Source organism: Lysinibacillus sphaericus (assembly GCF_006864135.1).
Lineage (GTDB): Bacteria > Bacillota > Bacilli > Bacillales_A > Planococcaceae > Lysinibacillus.
The window spans coordinates 62,179-78,824 of record NZ_SADV01000014.1 but is presented as its reverse complement, the minus strand read 5'-3'; the positions used below and the strand labels follow the sequence as shown (position 1 = coordinate 78,824).

13 protein-coding genes and 1 riboswitch are annotated in these 16,646 nt (G+C 37.9%); of the genes, 3 read left to right on the top strand and 10 right to left on the bottom strand.

Annotation, left to right across the window (positions count from 1 at the left end):
* Window positions 1–22: 22 nt before the first annotated feature.
* Window positions 23–823 (top strand): TIGR00266 family protein, encoded by an 801-nt coding sequence (locus C7Y47_RS16175; protein WP_142509717.1) that lies wholly within the window; start codon window positions 23–25, stop codon window positions 821–823.
* 329 nt (window positions 824–1,152) lie between these two features.
* Here the strand turns inward: C7Y47_RS16175 and C7Y47_RS16170 are convergent, their stop codons facing one another.
* From C7Y47_RS16170 to C7Y47_RS16155, 4 genes are all read right to left on the bottom strand, one after another.
* Window positions 1,153–2,115, bottom strand: coding sequence for a 2-hydroxyacid dehydrogenase (locus tag C7Y47_RS16170; RefSeq protein ID WP_142509716.1), 963 nt, complete (start codon window positions 2,113–2,115; stop codon window positions 1,153–1,155).
* A 322-nt stretch (window positions 2,116–2,437) separates the two neighbouring features.
* Window positions 2,438–3,739 carry a globin-coupled sensor protein gene (locus C7Y47_RS16165; protein WP_255505218.1) on the bottom strand — a complete coding sequence of 434 codons (1,302 nt, stop codon included), beginning with the start codon at window positions 3,737–3,739 and terminating at the stop codon, window positions 2,438–2,440.
* A 417-nt stretch (window positions 3,740–4,156) separates the two neighbouring features.
* Window positions 4,157–4,990, bottom strand: coding sequence for an undecaprenyl-diphosphate phosphatase (locus tag C7Y47_RS16160; protein ID WP_142509714.1), 834 nt, complete (start codon window positions 4,988–4,990; stop codon window positions 4,157–4,159).
* 285 nt (window positions 4,991–5,275) lie between these two features.
* Complete coding sequence (locus C7Y47_RS16155) at window positions 5,276–6,355, bottom strand: metallophosphoesterase (protein ID WP_142509713.1); 1,080 nt, start codon at window positions 6,353–6,355, stop codon at window positions 5,276–5,278.
* Window positions 6,356–6,681: 326 nt separating this feature from the next.
* Between C7Y47_RS16155 and C7Y47_RS16150 the strand changes: the two genes are divergently transcribed.
* Window positions 6,682–7,830 carry an acyl-CoA dehydrogenase family protein gene (locus tag C7Y47_RS16150; protein WP_142509712.1) on the top strand — a complete coding sequence of 383 codons (1,149 nt, stop codon included), beginning with the start codon at window positions 6,682–6,684 and terminating at the stop codon, window positions 7,828–7,830.
* A 515-nt stretch (window positions 7,831–8,345) separates the two neighbouring features.
* Here C7Y47_RS16150 and C7Y47_RS16145 read toward each other — a convergent pair.
* The 3 genes from C7Y47_RS16145 to C7Y47_RS16140 are packed head-to-tail and all read right to left on the bottom strand — an operon-like array spanning window position 8,346 to window position 11,382.
* Complete coding sequence (locus C7Y47_RS16145; protein ID WP_142509711.1) at window positions 8,346–10,541, bottom strand: sensor histidine kinase; 2,196 nt, start codon at window positions 10,539–10,541, stop codon at window positions 8,346–8,348.
* A gap of 15 nt (window positions 10,542–10,556) precedes the next feature.
* Window positions 10,557–10,712, bottom strand: a complete 156-nt coding sequence (locus C7Y47_RS25005; protein WP_185903509.1) for a hypothetical protein — start codon at window positions 10,710–10,712, stop codon at window positions 10,557–10,559.
* The gene (locus C7Y47_RS16140; RefSeq protein WP_142509710.1) at window positions 10,690–11,382 is read right to left on the bottom strand and encodes a response regulator transcription factor; all 693 of its coding nucleotides are present in this window, start codon (window positions 11,380–11,382) and stop codon (window positions 10,690–10,692) included. Before C7Y47_RS16140 ends, C7Y47_RS25005 begins: the two co-directional genes overlap by 23 nt.
* 633 nt (window positions 11,383–12,015) lie before the next feature.
* Between C7Y47_RS16140 and C7Y47_RS16135 the strand changes: the two genes are divergently transcribed.
* Window positions 12,016–12,246 carry a DNA-binding protein gene (locus tag C7Y47_RS16135; protein ID WP_142509709.1) on the top strand — a complete coding sequence of 77 codons (231 nt, stop codon included), beginning with the start codon at window positions 12,016–12,018 and terminating at the stop codon, window positions 12,244–12,246.
* Between the two features lie 51 nt (window positions 12,247–12,297).
* On the opposite strand, the gene C7Y47_RS16130 is transcribed toward C7Y47_RS16135, so the two are convergent.
* The 3 genes from C7Y47_RS16130 to C7Y47_RS16120 form a co-directional block, all read right to left on the bottom strand.
* Window positions 12,298–13,284: a homoserine dehydrogenase gene (locus tag C7Y47_RS16130; RefSeq protein ID WP_142509708.1), complete on the bottom strand. Its 987-nt coding sequence runs from the start codon at window positions 13,282–13,284 to the stop codon at window positions 12,298–12,300.
* A 945-nt stretch (window positions 13,285–14,229) separates the two neighbouring features.
* On the bottom strand, window positions 14,230–14,616 hold the full coding sequence (locus tag C7Y47_RS16125; protein ID WP_142509707.1) for a hypothetical protein: 387 nt from the start codon (window positions 14,614–14,616) through the stop codon (window positions 14,230–14,232).
* Window positions 14,617–14,970: 354 nt separating this feature from the next.
* Window positions 14,971–16,272, bottom strand: a complete 1,302-nt coding sequence (locus tag C7Y47_RS16120; protein WP_142509706.1) for an O-acetylhomoserine aminocarboxypropyltransferase/cysteine synthase family protein — start codon at window positions 16,270–16,272, stop codon at window positions 14,971–14,973.
* Window positions 16,273–16,389: 117 nt separating this feature from the next.
* A riboswitch (SAM riboswitch) is annotated at window positions 16,390–16,502 on the bottom strand.
* Between the last annotated feature and the right edge of the window lie 144 nt (window positions 16,503–16,646).

Sequence of the window (16,646 nt, the reverse complement as noted above, 5' to 3'; positions counted from 1 at the left end):
TTATTTTTTGGAGGAATCCTTTATGAATAATCACGAAATTGACTACAAATTATATGGCGACGATATGCAATACGTGCAAGTTGAGCTTGACCCTCAAGAAACAGTGGTAGCTGAGGCTGGAGCTTTAATGATGATGGATGATTCTATCCATATGGAAACGATCTTTGGCGATGGTTCAACAGGAAGCCTAGAAAGTGGACTTATGGGTAAATTATTTGGAGCTGGAAAACGTCTAATTACAGGTGAAAGTTTATTCATGACGACATTTACGAACGTTGGTTCAGGTAAACGCCATGTGTATTTTGCTTCTCCATACCCTGGTAAGATTATTCCAATGGATTTAAGCCAATTGAACGGAAAGATTATTTGTCAAAAGGATGCCTTTTTAGCTGCTGCAAAAGGAGTTTCAATCGGCGTTGAATTCCAGAAAAAAATCGGTGTTGGCTTCTTTGGTGGTGAAGGCTTCATTATGCAAAAGCTTGAAGGAGACGGCATGGCTTTTGTACATGCAGGTGGCACTATTCACGAAAAGACTCTAGCACCTGGTGAAGTATTACGTGTTGATACAGGCTGTTTAGTTGCTATGACATCTGATGTAGATTACGATATCGAAATGGTCAAGGGCGTAAAAACTGCATTATTTGGTGGTGAAGGTATCTTCTTCGCTACTTTAAAGGGTCCGGGTAAAGTATGGATCCAGTCATTACCATTTAGCCGTTTAGCAAGCCGCGTCTTCGCTGCAGCACCAATTTCTCAAGGCGGTGGCGGTCAATCTAAAGGTGAAGGCGGCATTGGCGGTTTATTTGATATGTTTAATAAATAATGGACGCTATTTAATCAATTATGCCGAGGCATAATTGTAGCTTTCTCTACAAATAAACAATGCGTCTGGAATCGGCTTTTGTCCAACAACTGTTTTTTATGCGAAAGCGTAGCGACAGCAGCACAATGTTTTTTGCGCGAAAGCGTAGTGCTGACGTAGCAACAGGTACAGATGTTTGGACACCCGCAGAAATTAGTTAAAGGAGCACATCTAATTACGATGTACTCCTTCTCTTATAATCACAGTTGATTTACACCATTCACTCCCTAAAACCAAATTTTTACAGATTTATAACAAAAGGACCCCTACTTCTGTTACCTTCAGTGTCATCAATCTATTCGATTCGTTACAGCCTTGCCCTGCCCATATGCGGTAAGCTCTTTAACGTTCAGCATCAGCATAGCAGTTCTAGTTTGAAGCGAGGCACTACCGATGTGCGGAATTGCTACAACATTTGGAAGCGTCAATAAGGGATGACTCAAAGCTATAGGCTCTTGTTCAAAGACATCTAGCCCAGCTGCCCACAACTTACCATTTTTTAACGTACCATAAAGTGCATTCTCATCGATAATGCCACCACGTGATGCGTTAATTAATACTGCGTCATCCTTCATCAAAGCTAGTTCCTTTGCTCCTATAAGTCCTACTGTATCATTATTAAAAGGTGTCATAATAACAACAAAATCCGATTGTTTTAAAAGATCCTCCAATGATACATATTGAAAGCCATACATTTCTTCCACCTCATGGCGACGTCTACGATTGTTGTATAAAATTTTCATATCAAAACCTTTTGCTCGTCTAGCAACAGCTTGGCCAATACGTCCCATACCAATAATTCCTATAGTGGATCCTGAAACATCTTTACCTACTAATTGCATCGGATACCAGCTTTTCCATTTACCCTCACGCAAATATCGTTCACTTTCTGGAATTCTTCGAGCAGTAGCAAGCAATAATCCCCATACTAAATCTGCAGTCGTATTTGTTAAAACTCCTGGAGTATTAGTTGCCATTATTTCACGCTTACGCAAAGCTTTGACATCAATGTTATTGTATCCAACAGCTAAATTAGTCACGAGTTTTAGTTTGGGAGCGTGTAATAATAACTCTTCATCGACTTGGTCAGCAAGCGTTACCCACAATACTTCACAATCTGCAACAGCTGCCAATAGTTTTTCCCGTGGTATAACAATTTCCTCCTCCTCCCATTGTTCGATATCATAATACTCTTTCAACGGTTCAACTATATGCGCTGGGAACTTTCGTGTAATAAATAATTTCTTTTTCATATTCCGAACACCCCTCAATTCAATTCGCCTATAGCGTAACACTTAGAACGCTCATTTTCTAGGGATTTCTTATCTTTACGTGTGTGATAGCTACTCTTTTCTGGCACTCCTCAAACTTCATCCATCTATTTATTGTTTTATCCTTCAGAAAGGCGATTTTGTCCTATTATTTATGAAAAATAAAACACGATTTGTTCAAGAGATTAACTACTTTGGGATCAACAGTTCTATCTGTGCGAAAGCGAAGCGTCAGCAAACAAAAGCGGCTTATCGGACGCCCCGAGGAAGCAAAAAAACTATGCATAGGCTCTATGCATAGTCGTTAAAAATCTCTAATTGTTGTATCTAATCGATTGGCAACCTGTTTTAATTCCTCGGAAGATTCTCCAATCGTTTCTATAATTTCCGTCAGTTCCGTTATTTTCAGTCCGACGTTTTGGAAGTTTGAGATAGAACCGTTTACTGAGCTAGATATTGCGTCGAATGCTTTTAAAGATTCCTCATTTTGCTCAATACTATTGTTCACCATCTCTTGAATCTCATGAATTGCTTGAACAACTTGTTGTGTAATCCCATTAGACTTAGTTATGAGATCCGCAATTTGTTCAACCGACGTTTTGGTCTGATCTGCAAGCTTACGAACTTCGCTCGCTACGACAGCAAAGCCTTTTCCGTGCTCTCCTGCACGTGCAGCCTCAATAGCCGAATTTAACGCAAGTAAATTTGTTTGACCAGAAATATTTTTTACTATTTCAATAACAGCATTAATTTTGGAGGAAGAATCATCTAATTGCTCCACCATACCCGACATTTCAACTGTCTTATGATGAATTTTCCCTGTTTGCTCATTGATTAATATTATTTTAGAATAACCTTCAGACGATACCTCTTGCATTGTTTTTGCCTCATCGATACTTTCCTTCAAGTATTCATTCACTTCCTTGGTGTTATAAACGAGTTCTGTCACTGTTTCATTGGTACTATGAGATTGGGTCTCTAGCTGCGTAGATATCCCACCTATAATTTCCTTAACATGTTCTCGAACACTATGCTGTTGCTTCTCAATTAATGTATTAGCATAATTATCATATTCCTCTAGAACAATCTGTTGTTCAAAATTACACATTTTACTAACGGCCTCACAAAACTTTTCTTCTTCATCCCTCGTTAATTGAAGCTTATAAACAATCTGTCTTAAAAATTTTTCAAGATTTTGAAAGGCTGCTAAATACCACTTAGGATACAAGTTAATCTTCACATGCATTTTTGCTACTCGCCTTCTCTTCTTCAAAAATGCATCGTCTATACGCCCTTCGAACATTTCTATAATATGATGGCTTAATGTTTGGCGTAACTTCTCACTAGAGCTATACTTTTCAATAACCTCACGTAATGTTGGCACACTCTCAATCGCATGATAAAATGCTGCCACTACCTCTCCAACATTTCGTTCAATATACGGTTTTAAACTTCTAATTAACTGTAAATCTTCTCTAGTTAAATTTACTAGATTTAACTGTAGTAAACGTTCCTGATCCTGAATAATAACCCCTATACTTGATTCATCAGTAATCTCAATTGTATGCTTCTTAAATTTATTTCCAATTTGAAACAATTTTACCACCCCGTTGTATGTCTATTCTACCAAATATAATCAGAAAACAAAAAACTCTCTGAATTTAATTATAAGTTCTTTACAACTGTAATGACAATATATAGGAAAAAAATATCTGTTTTACAATACGCGTTAATCTAACATACTACTTTCGAACAATACTTATTAACCATGCATTTCTTCTTAATTTAATCATTTATGCCTCGGCCTAATTGCCGCTGTCGCGCAGAAAACATTTGCCGAATCGGCTTAGTACTTAGAGGGTCAACACGATGTCGGTCATTCGTTTATGCCACAGAACGTGGCGTTCGTAGGCTTAGTTCCTCTTTTTGTGCCGAAAACGTAGCAACAGGTAAAATTTGTAACCCGCTGAAAGAAATTAAAAAAAAGCCACTCATTCTTATAATAGAAGAGTGACTTTATTATTTACATAAAGATAATAACAGCTAGTACAGCAGCTAGTACTATACGATAAATAGCAAATGGCATTAATTTCACTTTTGAAATAAGTGCTAAGAAGAATTTAATTGATAGTAATGCGAAGATAAATGAGCTAATGAAGCCTACTACATAGAATCCAAAATAATCCATAGATAGCGTATCCCAGTTTTTCAGGACAGATACTAAACTAGCACCCGCCATAATTGGTACTGCCATAATGAAAGTAAAATCTGCCGCCACACGGTGACTCATGCCAAATAGTACACCACCAGATATCGTTGCCCCTGAACGGGAGAATCCTGGCCAAAGTGATAAACATTGTACTAACCCTACTTTAAAAGCTAAACCATAAGAAATTTTATCTAAAGAATCCACTTTTGGTCTTTTCGGTGCTAATTTATCGGCAGCAATCATTAAAAGTGCTCCAGCTACTAAAGCATAAATAACATGCTCTACTTTAAATAAATGATCATCGATAAAATCTTTGAACGCAAAACCTAATATAACTGCTGGCAACATACCTACAATCACATGTAGTAAGTTGAAGTGACCTTTCACAGATTTCGATTGGCCATCAATTTTATAAAGTCCCACTAAATTTAACATTCGCTTCCACATAACAACGACTACGGCTAAAATGGAGCCAAGTTGTACAACAATTTTAAACGTATTGGCGGGATACATCCCTAAAAACTCCTCTGTCTTTAGCCACATATCGTCTACAATAATCATATGACCTGTCGACGACACTGGCGCAAACTCTGTCATTCCCTCGACAAAGCCCAAAATAAGCGCCTTTAATAATTCAATGATATCCACGTTTTCACCTTACCTTTTATAAATTAAATACCAACATATTATAAAATACACTTTTTCATATACTATGACTATAACATTCAGTTATGAGTAGACTTCCTTATCACCATAACGTGGGGTTGATTTCCGTTCCGGCTGGGCGCTTTCGCACAAAAACCATCTGTGAAGCTAGTCCCAAAGGAGTCGCCCAGCCTTCACTCCATTCTACTTATTCACATGTCATTTATTTCAAAGCGTCTTCAGATGACGGACCAAAATCACCATAATACAGAGATTGTAATTTACCAACTAACGGAAATTTATATCTACAACCCATAACTCGGAACGGCTGCCTATTCGCATTGGCGGACCCCAAAAGCCAAAGCCTGATGAAACAAGTGTATGCATTTTTTCTTTTATCTTATAACCATAATCAAGTTCAAATACACGAGCCGTTATATACTGATTAGGCCATAGTTGACCTTTATGTGTATGCCCTGACATATGGAAGTCTACGCCCATTTTTGCAGGTGTAATTAAATCATTTGGGGTATGATTCATAACAAACCAAGGCAAATCATCTGCTGTCTTCAATGCATCTAGTTGCTTTCTATCCTTATTTGTAATATCCTCTTGCCCCGTTAATACTATCACATTATCGATTCTAATAGTTTCATCACACAAAACTTTTACATTAGCATTTTCCATCTCTTTAATAAATTCAAGGATTTTCTTGCCATAGTATTCGTGATTGCCTAGTACACCGTACACTCCATATGTCGATGTTAATTGCTTCATCACATCTGCCATTCCATCTTTAGCAAACCATTTAGGATCGTCATCCACAATATCCCCAGCTAAAAAGACGATGTCCGGTTGTGCTTCATTCGATAAAGTAACAAAGCGTTGTAAATGTCTTTTATTTGAGAGAACCCCTAAATGGAAATCTGAAGCAACTACAACTCTCATCGAATCTAGCTCACTACTCTTTTTATCCATCGTTATTTCTAAATGACGGACAACAGGTGAATATGCTAAATAAGTGCCTACAATACTTAGTACAAAAAACATAGCAATGGCTATACTTCCAATGATCTGTACACTTTTAAAGGGGCTTAACCAAATAATCAAGTGTGCTAACAAGCAAAGCATTAATCCGTATTCAAAAATAAACATCCAGTAATTATGGATTATTGAAAAGACTCGTAAGGACTCATGCAATCTACTAATAACAATACTAAACGCAATGATATACAGTACTACCCAATATAAAATTGGGAATCGGAACCACCCCATTGCCACAAGCCACTGTCTCAATCCCCATCCTAAGTAAAAAGTTAATGCACTATATATACTTATTAATAGAATTCCACCGATTACTTTAGGCATTTCAGTTCCCTACCTTCATATAGTCTTAGTTGATTATAGCATTATACTTAATTTTTAAATTTGCATTAAGTATTTCTTATTGAAAGTATGTAAGGGCAACCAATGTGCTCATTATATTGTACATTTTTCTTGTCATTTAATCGTATGATTTACATGACAATTTAATTAGAAAGGTGACAATATCGTAATCTAGGCTCTCTTCTGGTTTACAATGAGACCTAAGAAAGCACCTATGAATAATACACTTTAATTTTTCTGAATTTTTAAGTAACATTGTAATTGCAAGAAAAAATTTGCATATACCGGGGGAAAAAGGGGTGTTGTTCATGGCAAAATATAAATTTGAATCAACAGAGCATGAGTTATTTCGTAAAACCTTACGTAAGTTTTTAGCAGAAGAAGCTGAACCATATTATTCACAATGGGAGAAAGATCATCTTATTCCACTTGAGTTTTGGCGTAAGCTTGGAGAAATGGGTTATCTATGCCCTCAAGTAGAAGAACAATACGGCGGTCTCGGACTAGATTTTAGTTTTGGCGTTATTATTCAAGAAGAGCTTGAGCGTGTAGGTTCGAGCCTTATTGGCGTTGGTCTGCATAACGATATTGTCGTTCCTTATATTGAAGCATACGGCTCAAATGAGCAAAAATCACGCTGGCTACCAAAATGCGTTACAGGCGAAAATATTACTGCCATTGCTATGACAGAGCCAGGTACAGGTTCGGATTTGGCAAACATTCAAACAACTGCTATTCGTGATGGCGATCACTATATCGTCAACGGGCAAAAAACATTTATTACAAATGGTATTCATACAAATTTAGTAGTCGTTGCTGTAAAAACAAATCCTCAGGCCGAAAAAAAACATCGCGGTATTAGCCTCCTTGTCATCGAGGACGGGACGCCGGGCTTCACGAAAGGTCGCAAACTTGAAAAAGTTGGCATGCACGCGCAGGACACAGCAGAGCTCTTTTTTGAGGAGTGTCGCGTACCTGTTGAAAATCTCCTTGGCGAAGAAGGTAAAGGCTTTATCTATATGATGGAAAAGCTACAACAAGAGCGTCTAGCAGTAGCCATCGCTGCGCAAACGGCTGCTGAGGACATGCTGGCCTTAACAATTGATTATGTAAAATCACGCAAAGCTTTCGGGAAACCAATTAGTGACTTCCAAAATACACAATTTAAAATAGCTGAAATGGCAACAAAAATTGAACTAGGGAAATCATTTTTAGAATCTTTAATAGTGGAACATATCGCAGGAAATGATGTTGTGACAAAAGTTTCGATGGCAAAATACTGGATAACGGAAAATGCACGCGAGCTTGCTATCCAGTGCATGCAGTTACATGGTGGCTACGGTTATATGGAGGAATACAAGATTGCTAGAAGATATCGAGATATTCCTGTCATGTCCATTTATGCAGGTACTAACGAAGTCATGAAAGTGATTATTGCCAAGAATTTAGGTTTATAACTAAGTATTAAATAAAGTCTGGCTCTTCAACAAAACGAGGGGATTGATTTCCTCCGTTCCTGCGAGCGCCCGATGAGCCGCTTCGCTTCACTTTACAAAATTCCAGCACAAATGATGTGTAAGTGTAGTGTTAGCGCATTGGTAGTGAATTAAAGCGAAGATCCGGGGTGACGGATTGAACCTTCATAACCGTGGATTGAACGTCATTGCCGCGGATAGGAACGTCTTAGCCGTGGATTGAACGTCATAACCATGGATTGAACGTCATTGCCGTGGATTGGAACGTCTTAGCCGTGGATAGAACCGTCTTAATCGTGGATTGAACGTCATTGCCGTGGATTGGAACGTCTTAGTCGTGGATGGAACCGTCTTAATCGTGGATAGGAACGTCTTAGCCGTGGATGGAACGTCTTAGTCGTGGATGGAACCGTCTTAATCGTGGATTGAACGTCATAACCGCGGATAACCCCGCCATACCAAAGAACAGCGGCAAAATGTTTGCCGCTGTTCTTTGTCTATGCTGTTGGAATTCGAACAATTACTTTAAATAAATCTCCATCTACCTCTATACTCATACGAGCACCATGCAAATCTACAATGGATTGTGCTATGGCTAAGCCTAGCCCTGAGCCCTCTGTATGACGTGATGCATCAGCTCGCTTAAAGCGTTCAAATAACTCATCAGCATTCTCGCTAATTTCATATTTTGCAACATTCTTCACCGTGAATTCAGCATCACCTTCTGCCGTCCGTTTCAATGTTACATAAACACGTGTGCCTTCTAATGCATATTTCAAAACATTAACGATTAAATTATCGATTAATCTCCACCATTTTTGTCCATCCACATATGCGTAGATTGGCTCATGTGGTTTTGTCATGCGTAAATCTAAATGCGCCTGTGCTAAATCTTCCTCATGCTCACCTACCGCCTGCTGTACAAGCTGGGTTAAATCAACTCGAGTGCGATGAAGCTCCATATTTCCACTCGCCATTTTAGACACTTCAAAAAGATCCTCAATCAGTAATTTTAGACGTTCTGATTTTTTATCAAGGATATGAATGTATTGCTTACGCTCTTCCTCTGTAACATCAGGATTTTTCAATAAATCTGTATACGTAATAATAGATGTTAACGGCGTGCGTAAGTCGTGACTAACATTCGTAATAAGCTCTGTTTTTAAACGCTCACTTTTAGCCTGTTCATGCATAGACGTGCGTACGCCTTCCCTTAAATGATTAAGATTTTCTGCATGCCCAGCGAGTGGTGATTTGCCCATTACCTTGACATCGCGATTTAAACGCCCCTCTGCCATGTCTTTCGTATCCTTCATAATTCGATTTAAATAGCCCATTCTAGAAAGGAAGAGAATCATGGCTGGTATACCGATCATTGCGCAGATGCCCAACATTAAAAAGGGGAATCCGCCACCTCCTACCATTGTGGCAACAAGGCTGCCACCACCGAAAAACGCTGCCCCAATCATTACAATGGAATGTAATGCAATGGAACGATTTATAAATAAATCTGTGATTGATCCGCCAAGTGACCATAAATAGCTAGCTTTTAAGTCTTCTTTTAATTTCTGTGTTGTATTCACTCGATCATACAACCAAATAAGCTGTACAAAGAACAGCATTGCAATAATGATTAAGGCACCTATTTTAAACAGCAAACTAATTAAGTAATGTACATAGTTAGTTTGATAAGGAACAAACTCAATCGACTCAAAAGCAATTTCAGATGTTATAAAATATATGAATGCACTTATTATTAATAATCCAATTGGGTAATCAATTTTCATCTTTGCAAGAGCTTCTTTTTCCTTTAAACCTTGTACCATCTGCAGTACTTCTTTACGCCTTTTCCATGCAAAAATAGCTGCCACAATACTCGTTAGCCATATAAAGTAGAACATGTATTGATTGCGTGTAAAATGGTCATATCCTCCCAAGATATCGGCTTCTTGGGCTGATTTTTTTGAAATGGTTATGATACCAGTGTAATCAGAAGTTTCCCTCAAATTCTCTATATCCACGTAGCTATCGGCCCGGTAAACAAATTGGTTTAAATTATCAAGTATATTCCAAGCAATTAATGGGTGTTGTCCGTTATACTTAATTTTGAACGCACTACTATCCGAAACATCACCGGAACGATATGTTTTGCCTGTTTCAATGTTCGTCAATTCATAAGACCAATAATTATAATTTTTCGCAAAACTCTTTGCTTCTTCATTTGCTGCCTTTATATATTGATCAACAAGCTCTTCCTTTTGAGCTAGAATTTTTTTACGGACATGCTCATCATCCTCGAAATTACTCGTAATATCTTTAATTATTGCATCCCGCTCTTTCTCAAGCTTGGCTTTTAATTCCGTTGCATTTACATTAGCAGCTTCTTGAATACGTCCTTCATATTGAGTTTTAATACTATCTATCTGTTCTCCTAATGTTCCATAGCGATTACGATGTTCCTCTATTTCACTTTGTGTAACCACAATTTTTCTTTTCAAATCCTCAGCTATTGGCATGTTCAACACTAATGGTCCTAATTCTGACTGAAAATTATCAAGTTCATGCTGGAAATTTTCAGATTGAAAATACGACTTTCCAATATATTGGTACCCGATCTTAGAGAACGTAAATATACCGAAAATCACCCAGATTAAACATATAAGAACGAGAAGAGGTTTCCAATTTTTCAACATACTTTTAACTCCTCTCTAAAAAATTTTCTCAAGTAATTGTAACATCCCCGAAGAGCGTGAAGTTACTATTTGATAGGCATACACACCGAAATAAATTAGTCCAATAACCCCTGCTACAAACCCTGCAATTGTAACATACTGCTCTATTTTATTTTTCCATTTTATAGCCAACGCCCCACACCACCTTTAAATAGCGTGGATTTTTCGGATCTGCTTCGATTTTTTCACGTATTTTTCGAATGTGTACAGCCACAATATTTTCTGCATTGTAAGCTTCCTCATTCCACACACGCTCATAAATCTCTCTTATCGAAAATACACGCCCTACATTTTTCATTAATAATTCCGTAATCTTATATTCGATTGGTGTTAATCGAACAGGCTCACCTTCTAAAATGACTTCCTTTGCATCTTCATCTAATACAAGTCCGTCAATTTCCACCTTTGCTGCCCCCTCATTGTACGTCCCAAGTTGTACATAACGTCGCAGCTGAGATTTCACTCGAGCCAACAACTCTAGCGGATGAAAAGGCTTTGTGACGTAATCATCAGCGCCTACAGACAAGCCATGAATTTTGTCGCCATCCTCCGCCTTTGCACTAAGCATAATAATTGGAATATTGCGCTCTTCTCTAATTTTAAACGTTGCTGTAATTCCATCCATATTTGGCATCATAATATCTAAAATAATTAAATGTACTTCATTGTTTTCTAATTTTCCGAGTGCCTCTAAGCCGTCAGCAGCTTTAATGACATTGTAGCCTTCATTCTTTAAATATATTTCAATACCATCACGAATATCTTGATCATCGTCTGTTACAAGAACTGTTAGTTTCGTCATGATATACACCTCGCTCTCAATTAATAGTGTACCTTTTAAATCTTAAAAACCAGTTAGTATAAAAATGAAGAATTTCTTAAGGTTTTAACTTTGGCGGGTGTCACGGAATCGAAAAGGAATTCCCAAAAGGATGTTCTCCGTTATCACAGGACGTGATGGTTTTAGCCTTCGTTTCGTTCCCCATCGCTAATCCCCAAGGAGTAGGCTAGTCTAATTCCCCCAGGATAGCCCCTTCCCCATTGTTAACATAGTTGATGTTCCCCACATCTTTGTCGCAAGATTTCCGAAGTTCACATTCTAAAGCATCACAAAAGACAGGAGAGTGCTACCAAACGTTACAATGGTCCCAATAGCTACACCTGTAAGACGCATTGATGAGAAAAAAAGACCTTGAATAACGCAGCGAAAATGTCCATTTCCTTGAACATTTCAGACAGCTCATTTTACATTGCAAAATGGTAATAGCTAATCATCATTATTGCCCCCTTAATCGTCACAACTCATTAACATTAATAATACAGATTTATCCAAAATCAAACAATTACCGTTTTCCTTTTTCTTTCATTTATTAACCCATAGTAGGCTTTCTATTAAATGGAGGTTATAATAAAAACAATAAAAGGAGCGAAATTTATGTATAAAACAATTGAAGAAACAGCCATCGAACTTGGTATGCCAGAGGATCAAATACTTCGCCTAGTTTACGAGGGCCGTATTCGTTCAGTATACGACGGAGACCAAATACTAATTAATAGCGGGCAATTTAGCACTTATTTTGAGCAGTTAGATCGTATTAAAGAGGAAATAGAGATTTGGCGGAATACACCTATTCCAGAGGATATCGATGTTAAAGATGAGGATTAAAAAATGCCTATCATTCAAACAATTAGAACATTGTTGAATGATAGGCATCTATTATATTGTTACGACAAATCCAGCTCGCTTACCGATAATTTCCGCATAATCCTCAACCATTACACTAGCTGTTGGATACATGCCTGCCCCAGGTCCAACTAGCGTCAATGTGCCAATATAATTAGTATCTAATGCCACAGCATTATTGACATCATCAACTGGATAAAGTGGATGTTCTTTATCAACTAATTGCGGGCCAACCTTTGCGACCACTTTACCATCTGCTAGTTTCTCAACCTCAGCAACGTGGCGGTAACGCAAGCCTTTTTCACATGCTTCTTTTACTTGCTCTGCCGAAATACTATCAATACCTACTACATCGACGTCAGCCCAGTCTGGTTGTTCTCCAAATGCCAAAGCACTTAAAATCATTAATTTTTTAAAGGCATCCTGTCCTGAAATATCATTATATGGATCTGCCTCTGCATAGCCTAAATTTTGCGCTTCTTTTAATGCAGTTTCGAACGACCAGCCTTGTGAACGCATTTTCGTTAAAATATAGTTGGATGTCCCATTTAAAACACCCTGAATACGACTAACATCATTGACAAGCAAAATGTTTTTCATCGTTTTAATAACTGGTACACCACCAGCAGTCGTTGCCTCAAAGCCTACAAAAACACCGTTTGCTTTTGCAAGATCCTGTAGCTCCAAGCCTCGTTTTGCAAACATTACTTTGTTAGCGGTGATAACATGACATTTATGTTCAACAGCGCGCTTTAAATAAGTAAATGCTGGCTCCTCATTGACAATCGCCTCAAAAACAACCTGCATACCTGGTTCTGCTAAGACTTCATCCATACTAGTTGTCATTAAATGCGCTGTGCCTGGTACACGTTCACGGCTAGTATCTGTAACTAAAATTTTTGCTACTTCTAGCTCAATTCCTAATTTATTTTTAAGCTCTTCACGCTTTTCGTTTAATATATGGTAAATTCCTTGACCTACCGTTCCAAATCCTAATATAGCTGCCTTTATAGTTGCCATTGTTGTATTCCCTCCAACTTACATTCCGCAGTTTCATTAAATTTATTTCGTCTCAGCTTAATTCGGACATATTTTGAATTGTGCGCCGACTTTACAAAGCAGGTCAATTTGCCGTGTTTCCAACACTTCGTTTTCAAACAGATATTTAGGTTAAGTCATCTAACCTTCGCTACAAAAAATATTCTGAATGAAGCTAAAAAACCTTTGAAACACACACAAATTCAAATAATTCAAAATTCAACTTAAAGAAAATTGTAACGTAAATACTTACATTGCACAAGAAAAATCTTTCTAGGATGGACATTTGTTTTCTGTAGACGTGCAAAAGAAATCGTTTTCATCCCTTTTATTATATGATTTTTCACTCGAATCTATAATGATGGAACAATTATTGACTTTTCTTTATCAAGTATGCCTCGGCATAATTGTGTCCGGAATCGGCTTTGTGCTTGCACAAAAAACTCCTTCCCAATTCCATGACATCCGCCGGAGGCTTTAGGCCAATATGATGTTGGTCACTCAGTCGTTGTTGTTGTTGTCGCTTTCGCACAGACAAAACCGTGTTGCTGTCGCACAGATAAATTGCCACAGGACGTGGCGCTCTTAGACTGAGTTCCTTTATTTCAGCGAATGTCTTTTGTATCGAAAGCGTAGCGACAGGTACAGATGTTTGCAAACCCGCTGAAAAGAAACGTAACTACGTATTAATCTCACCAACTATAAATGTGAGAGACCTCTGTAACTGTGCTTCCGTTACAAATATATTTGCTGAAAGAAGTTAAAAAACAAATGCCTTTCTTCTATTATATATGTATGTAAAGACATTCATAAAAATTGTTCTTTTGAAATATATTAATAAAAATTTTTTCTGTATATTTTTATCGTCTAATTTAAAAAGCTCATTCCCTGTAGCAGCAGAGAATGAGCCAAAAATATGAGGGATAATTAACTAGCGTTGGCTAGCAATTTATAACGATATTGAGTTAAAGCTTGTTGAACTAATCCTATTTCCTCCCGCGTAAAATTTGGTATTGCATACGTACGTTCAACTAATTGGAATGTACCGTATTTTAAATAATACTCTGTCGCAGGAAGAGGAATATGATTTGCTCCATAGCTTTCATAAGCTTCGAAAACTTCTTTTACTGTATAGCCTTTCTCTTTGACATAGACCATTTCATTAAAAGCAGAATGTCCAAAGTTCTCTTGCCATTTACGTTCAACTGACGCAAGTATGTTTTGAATGGACATGTTGTTCACAAACACATGACCTTCATTTAATTCATAAATAAGATAAGATGCAATGTTTTGCGCACTATACACATTTCCCATTTAAAACACTCCTTTGTCATCAGTTTTGTAGAAAGAGTAGCTACTGGCTGAGTAACTACTCCTCTTCATCTATTCAAAAGTGGGGGAGCACTTATGAAACTAAATTAGTTTAAGCATTAATTGAAAACATTGGTTCTAGGTTGGTAGCCCTTCGAACACTTTTCTTATTTCCTAGTATAAAACAAGGAATTAAGAAAGTCAATAATACTTATAAAATTACTAGGTATTAATTTTCAGCTTCTTCACCGAATGAGGCGGGCGGATGATGTAGCAACGTTTGACGCATTACCAAATGAGGCCTATCGAATGAGAAAATACGTAAACTCGACAACATTAGCCAATGTCCTTTATTTATTAAGCTTCTACTTTTTGTTGTGAAGCTGTTACTTGTTCAATAGCTTGTTCTAAATCTTCAATGATGTCCTCTACTGCCTCTAAACCGATGGATAAGCGAATGAGCGACTCGGTTACGCCAGTTTGGATTAGCTCCTCAGCAGATAGTTGCTGATGTGTAGTAGATGCTGGATGAATAATTAATGATTTCGCATCCCCTACATTTGCTACGTGCGAGAATAATTTCACACTATCTATTAATTTACGCCCTGCTTCACGTCCACCTTTAATACCAAATGTAAGCACTGAACCGAAGCCATTTTTTAAATATTTTTTAGCTAAATTATAGGTAGGGAAATCTTCTAAGCCGTTGTAATTTACATATTCCACAGATGGGTGGTTTCGTAAATATTCAGCTACCGCTAATGCATTTTCATTGTGTTTAGGAATACGCAAATGAAGCGTTTCTAAACCTTGTAATAAATTAAATGCTGCATCTGCACTTAATGTTGGACCAAAGTCGCGTAGTAATTGCACACGCAATTTTGTGGCGAATGCTGCCTCTGCTGTGTCAATACCATAACGTAAACCGTGATAAGAAGCATCTGGCTCAGTAAAACCTGGGAAACGGCCACGAGTCCAATCGAACTTCCCTGCATCTACTACAACGCCACCTAAAGTTGTTCCGTGGCCACCAATCCATTTTGTTGCGGAATGAACAACAATATCTGCACCGTAGTCAATTGGTGTAGAGCCATATGGTGAAGCAAATGTGCTATCAATAATTAATGGCAAGCCGTTTTCATGTGCTATATTTGCTACTGCTTCAATATCTAGTACCTTTAAACTTGGGTTACCGTAAATTTCAGCGAACACGGCCTTTGTTTTATCAGTAATAGCTGCTCGGAAATTTTCCGGATTTGTTTCGTCTACAAAAATCGTTTTAATACCGTAGTTTGGTAGTGTGTTGGCGAATAAATTATAAGTACCTCCGTATAAAGAGCTACCTGCAACGATTTCATCGCCTGCCCCTGCAAGATTTAAAATGGAAAATGCGATAGCTGCTGCACCAGATGAAAGTGCTACTGCTGCTGTACCGCCTTCTAATAAAGCGACGCGTTTTTCAAAAACATCTACAGTTGGGTTTGTAATTCGTGTGTAAATATTGCCGGCTTCCTCTAAGGCAAAAAGACGTTGCGCATGAGCAGTGTCTTTAAAAACGAAAGCCGTTGAGCGATATATCGGTACTGTTCGTGATCCTGTTACCGGGTCTGGCTCTTGGCCACCGTGTAACAGCAATGTTTCTGGTTTAAATTTTGTCATTGTATACCTCCAAATGGTTATTTTTTTACGATGGTACCGGAGATGAGGAGGATTTTTTTAGTAGAAAACAAAAACCCTCTTCAGCTAAGAAGAGGGTTGCGGCTGCAAGTTTTCCTCCCCTTATCTGCCAGATCCAATAAGAATCTGTAGGAATTAGCACCTTAGCAAGTTCATCACTTACTGGTTGCCGGGCATCATAGGGCCTATCCCTCCGCCGCTCTTGATAAGAGTATGAGATTCAATTTCCATCGTTGTTACACAGTATAAACATAGACTTTTTCACTGTCAATACTAAAATTTTATTTTTTCTGAAACTTCCGTCTGCTTTTTTACGTAATACGAACGCATACACTATTTTGATATTTATTGTTTTT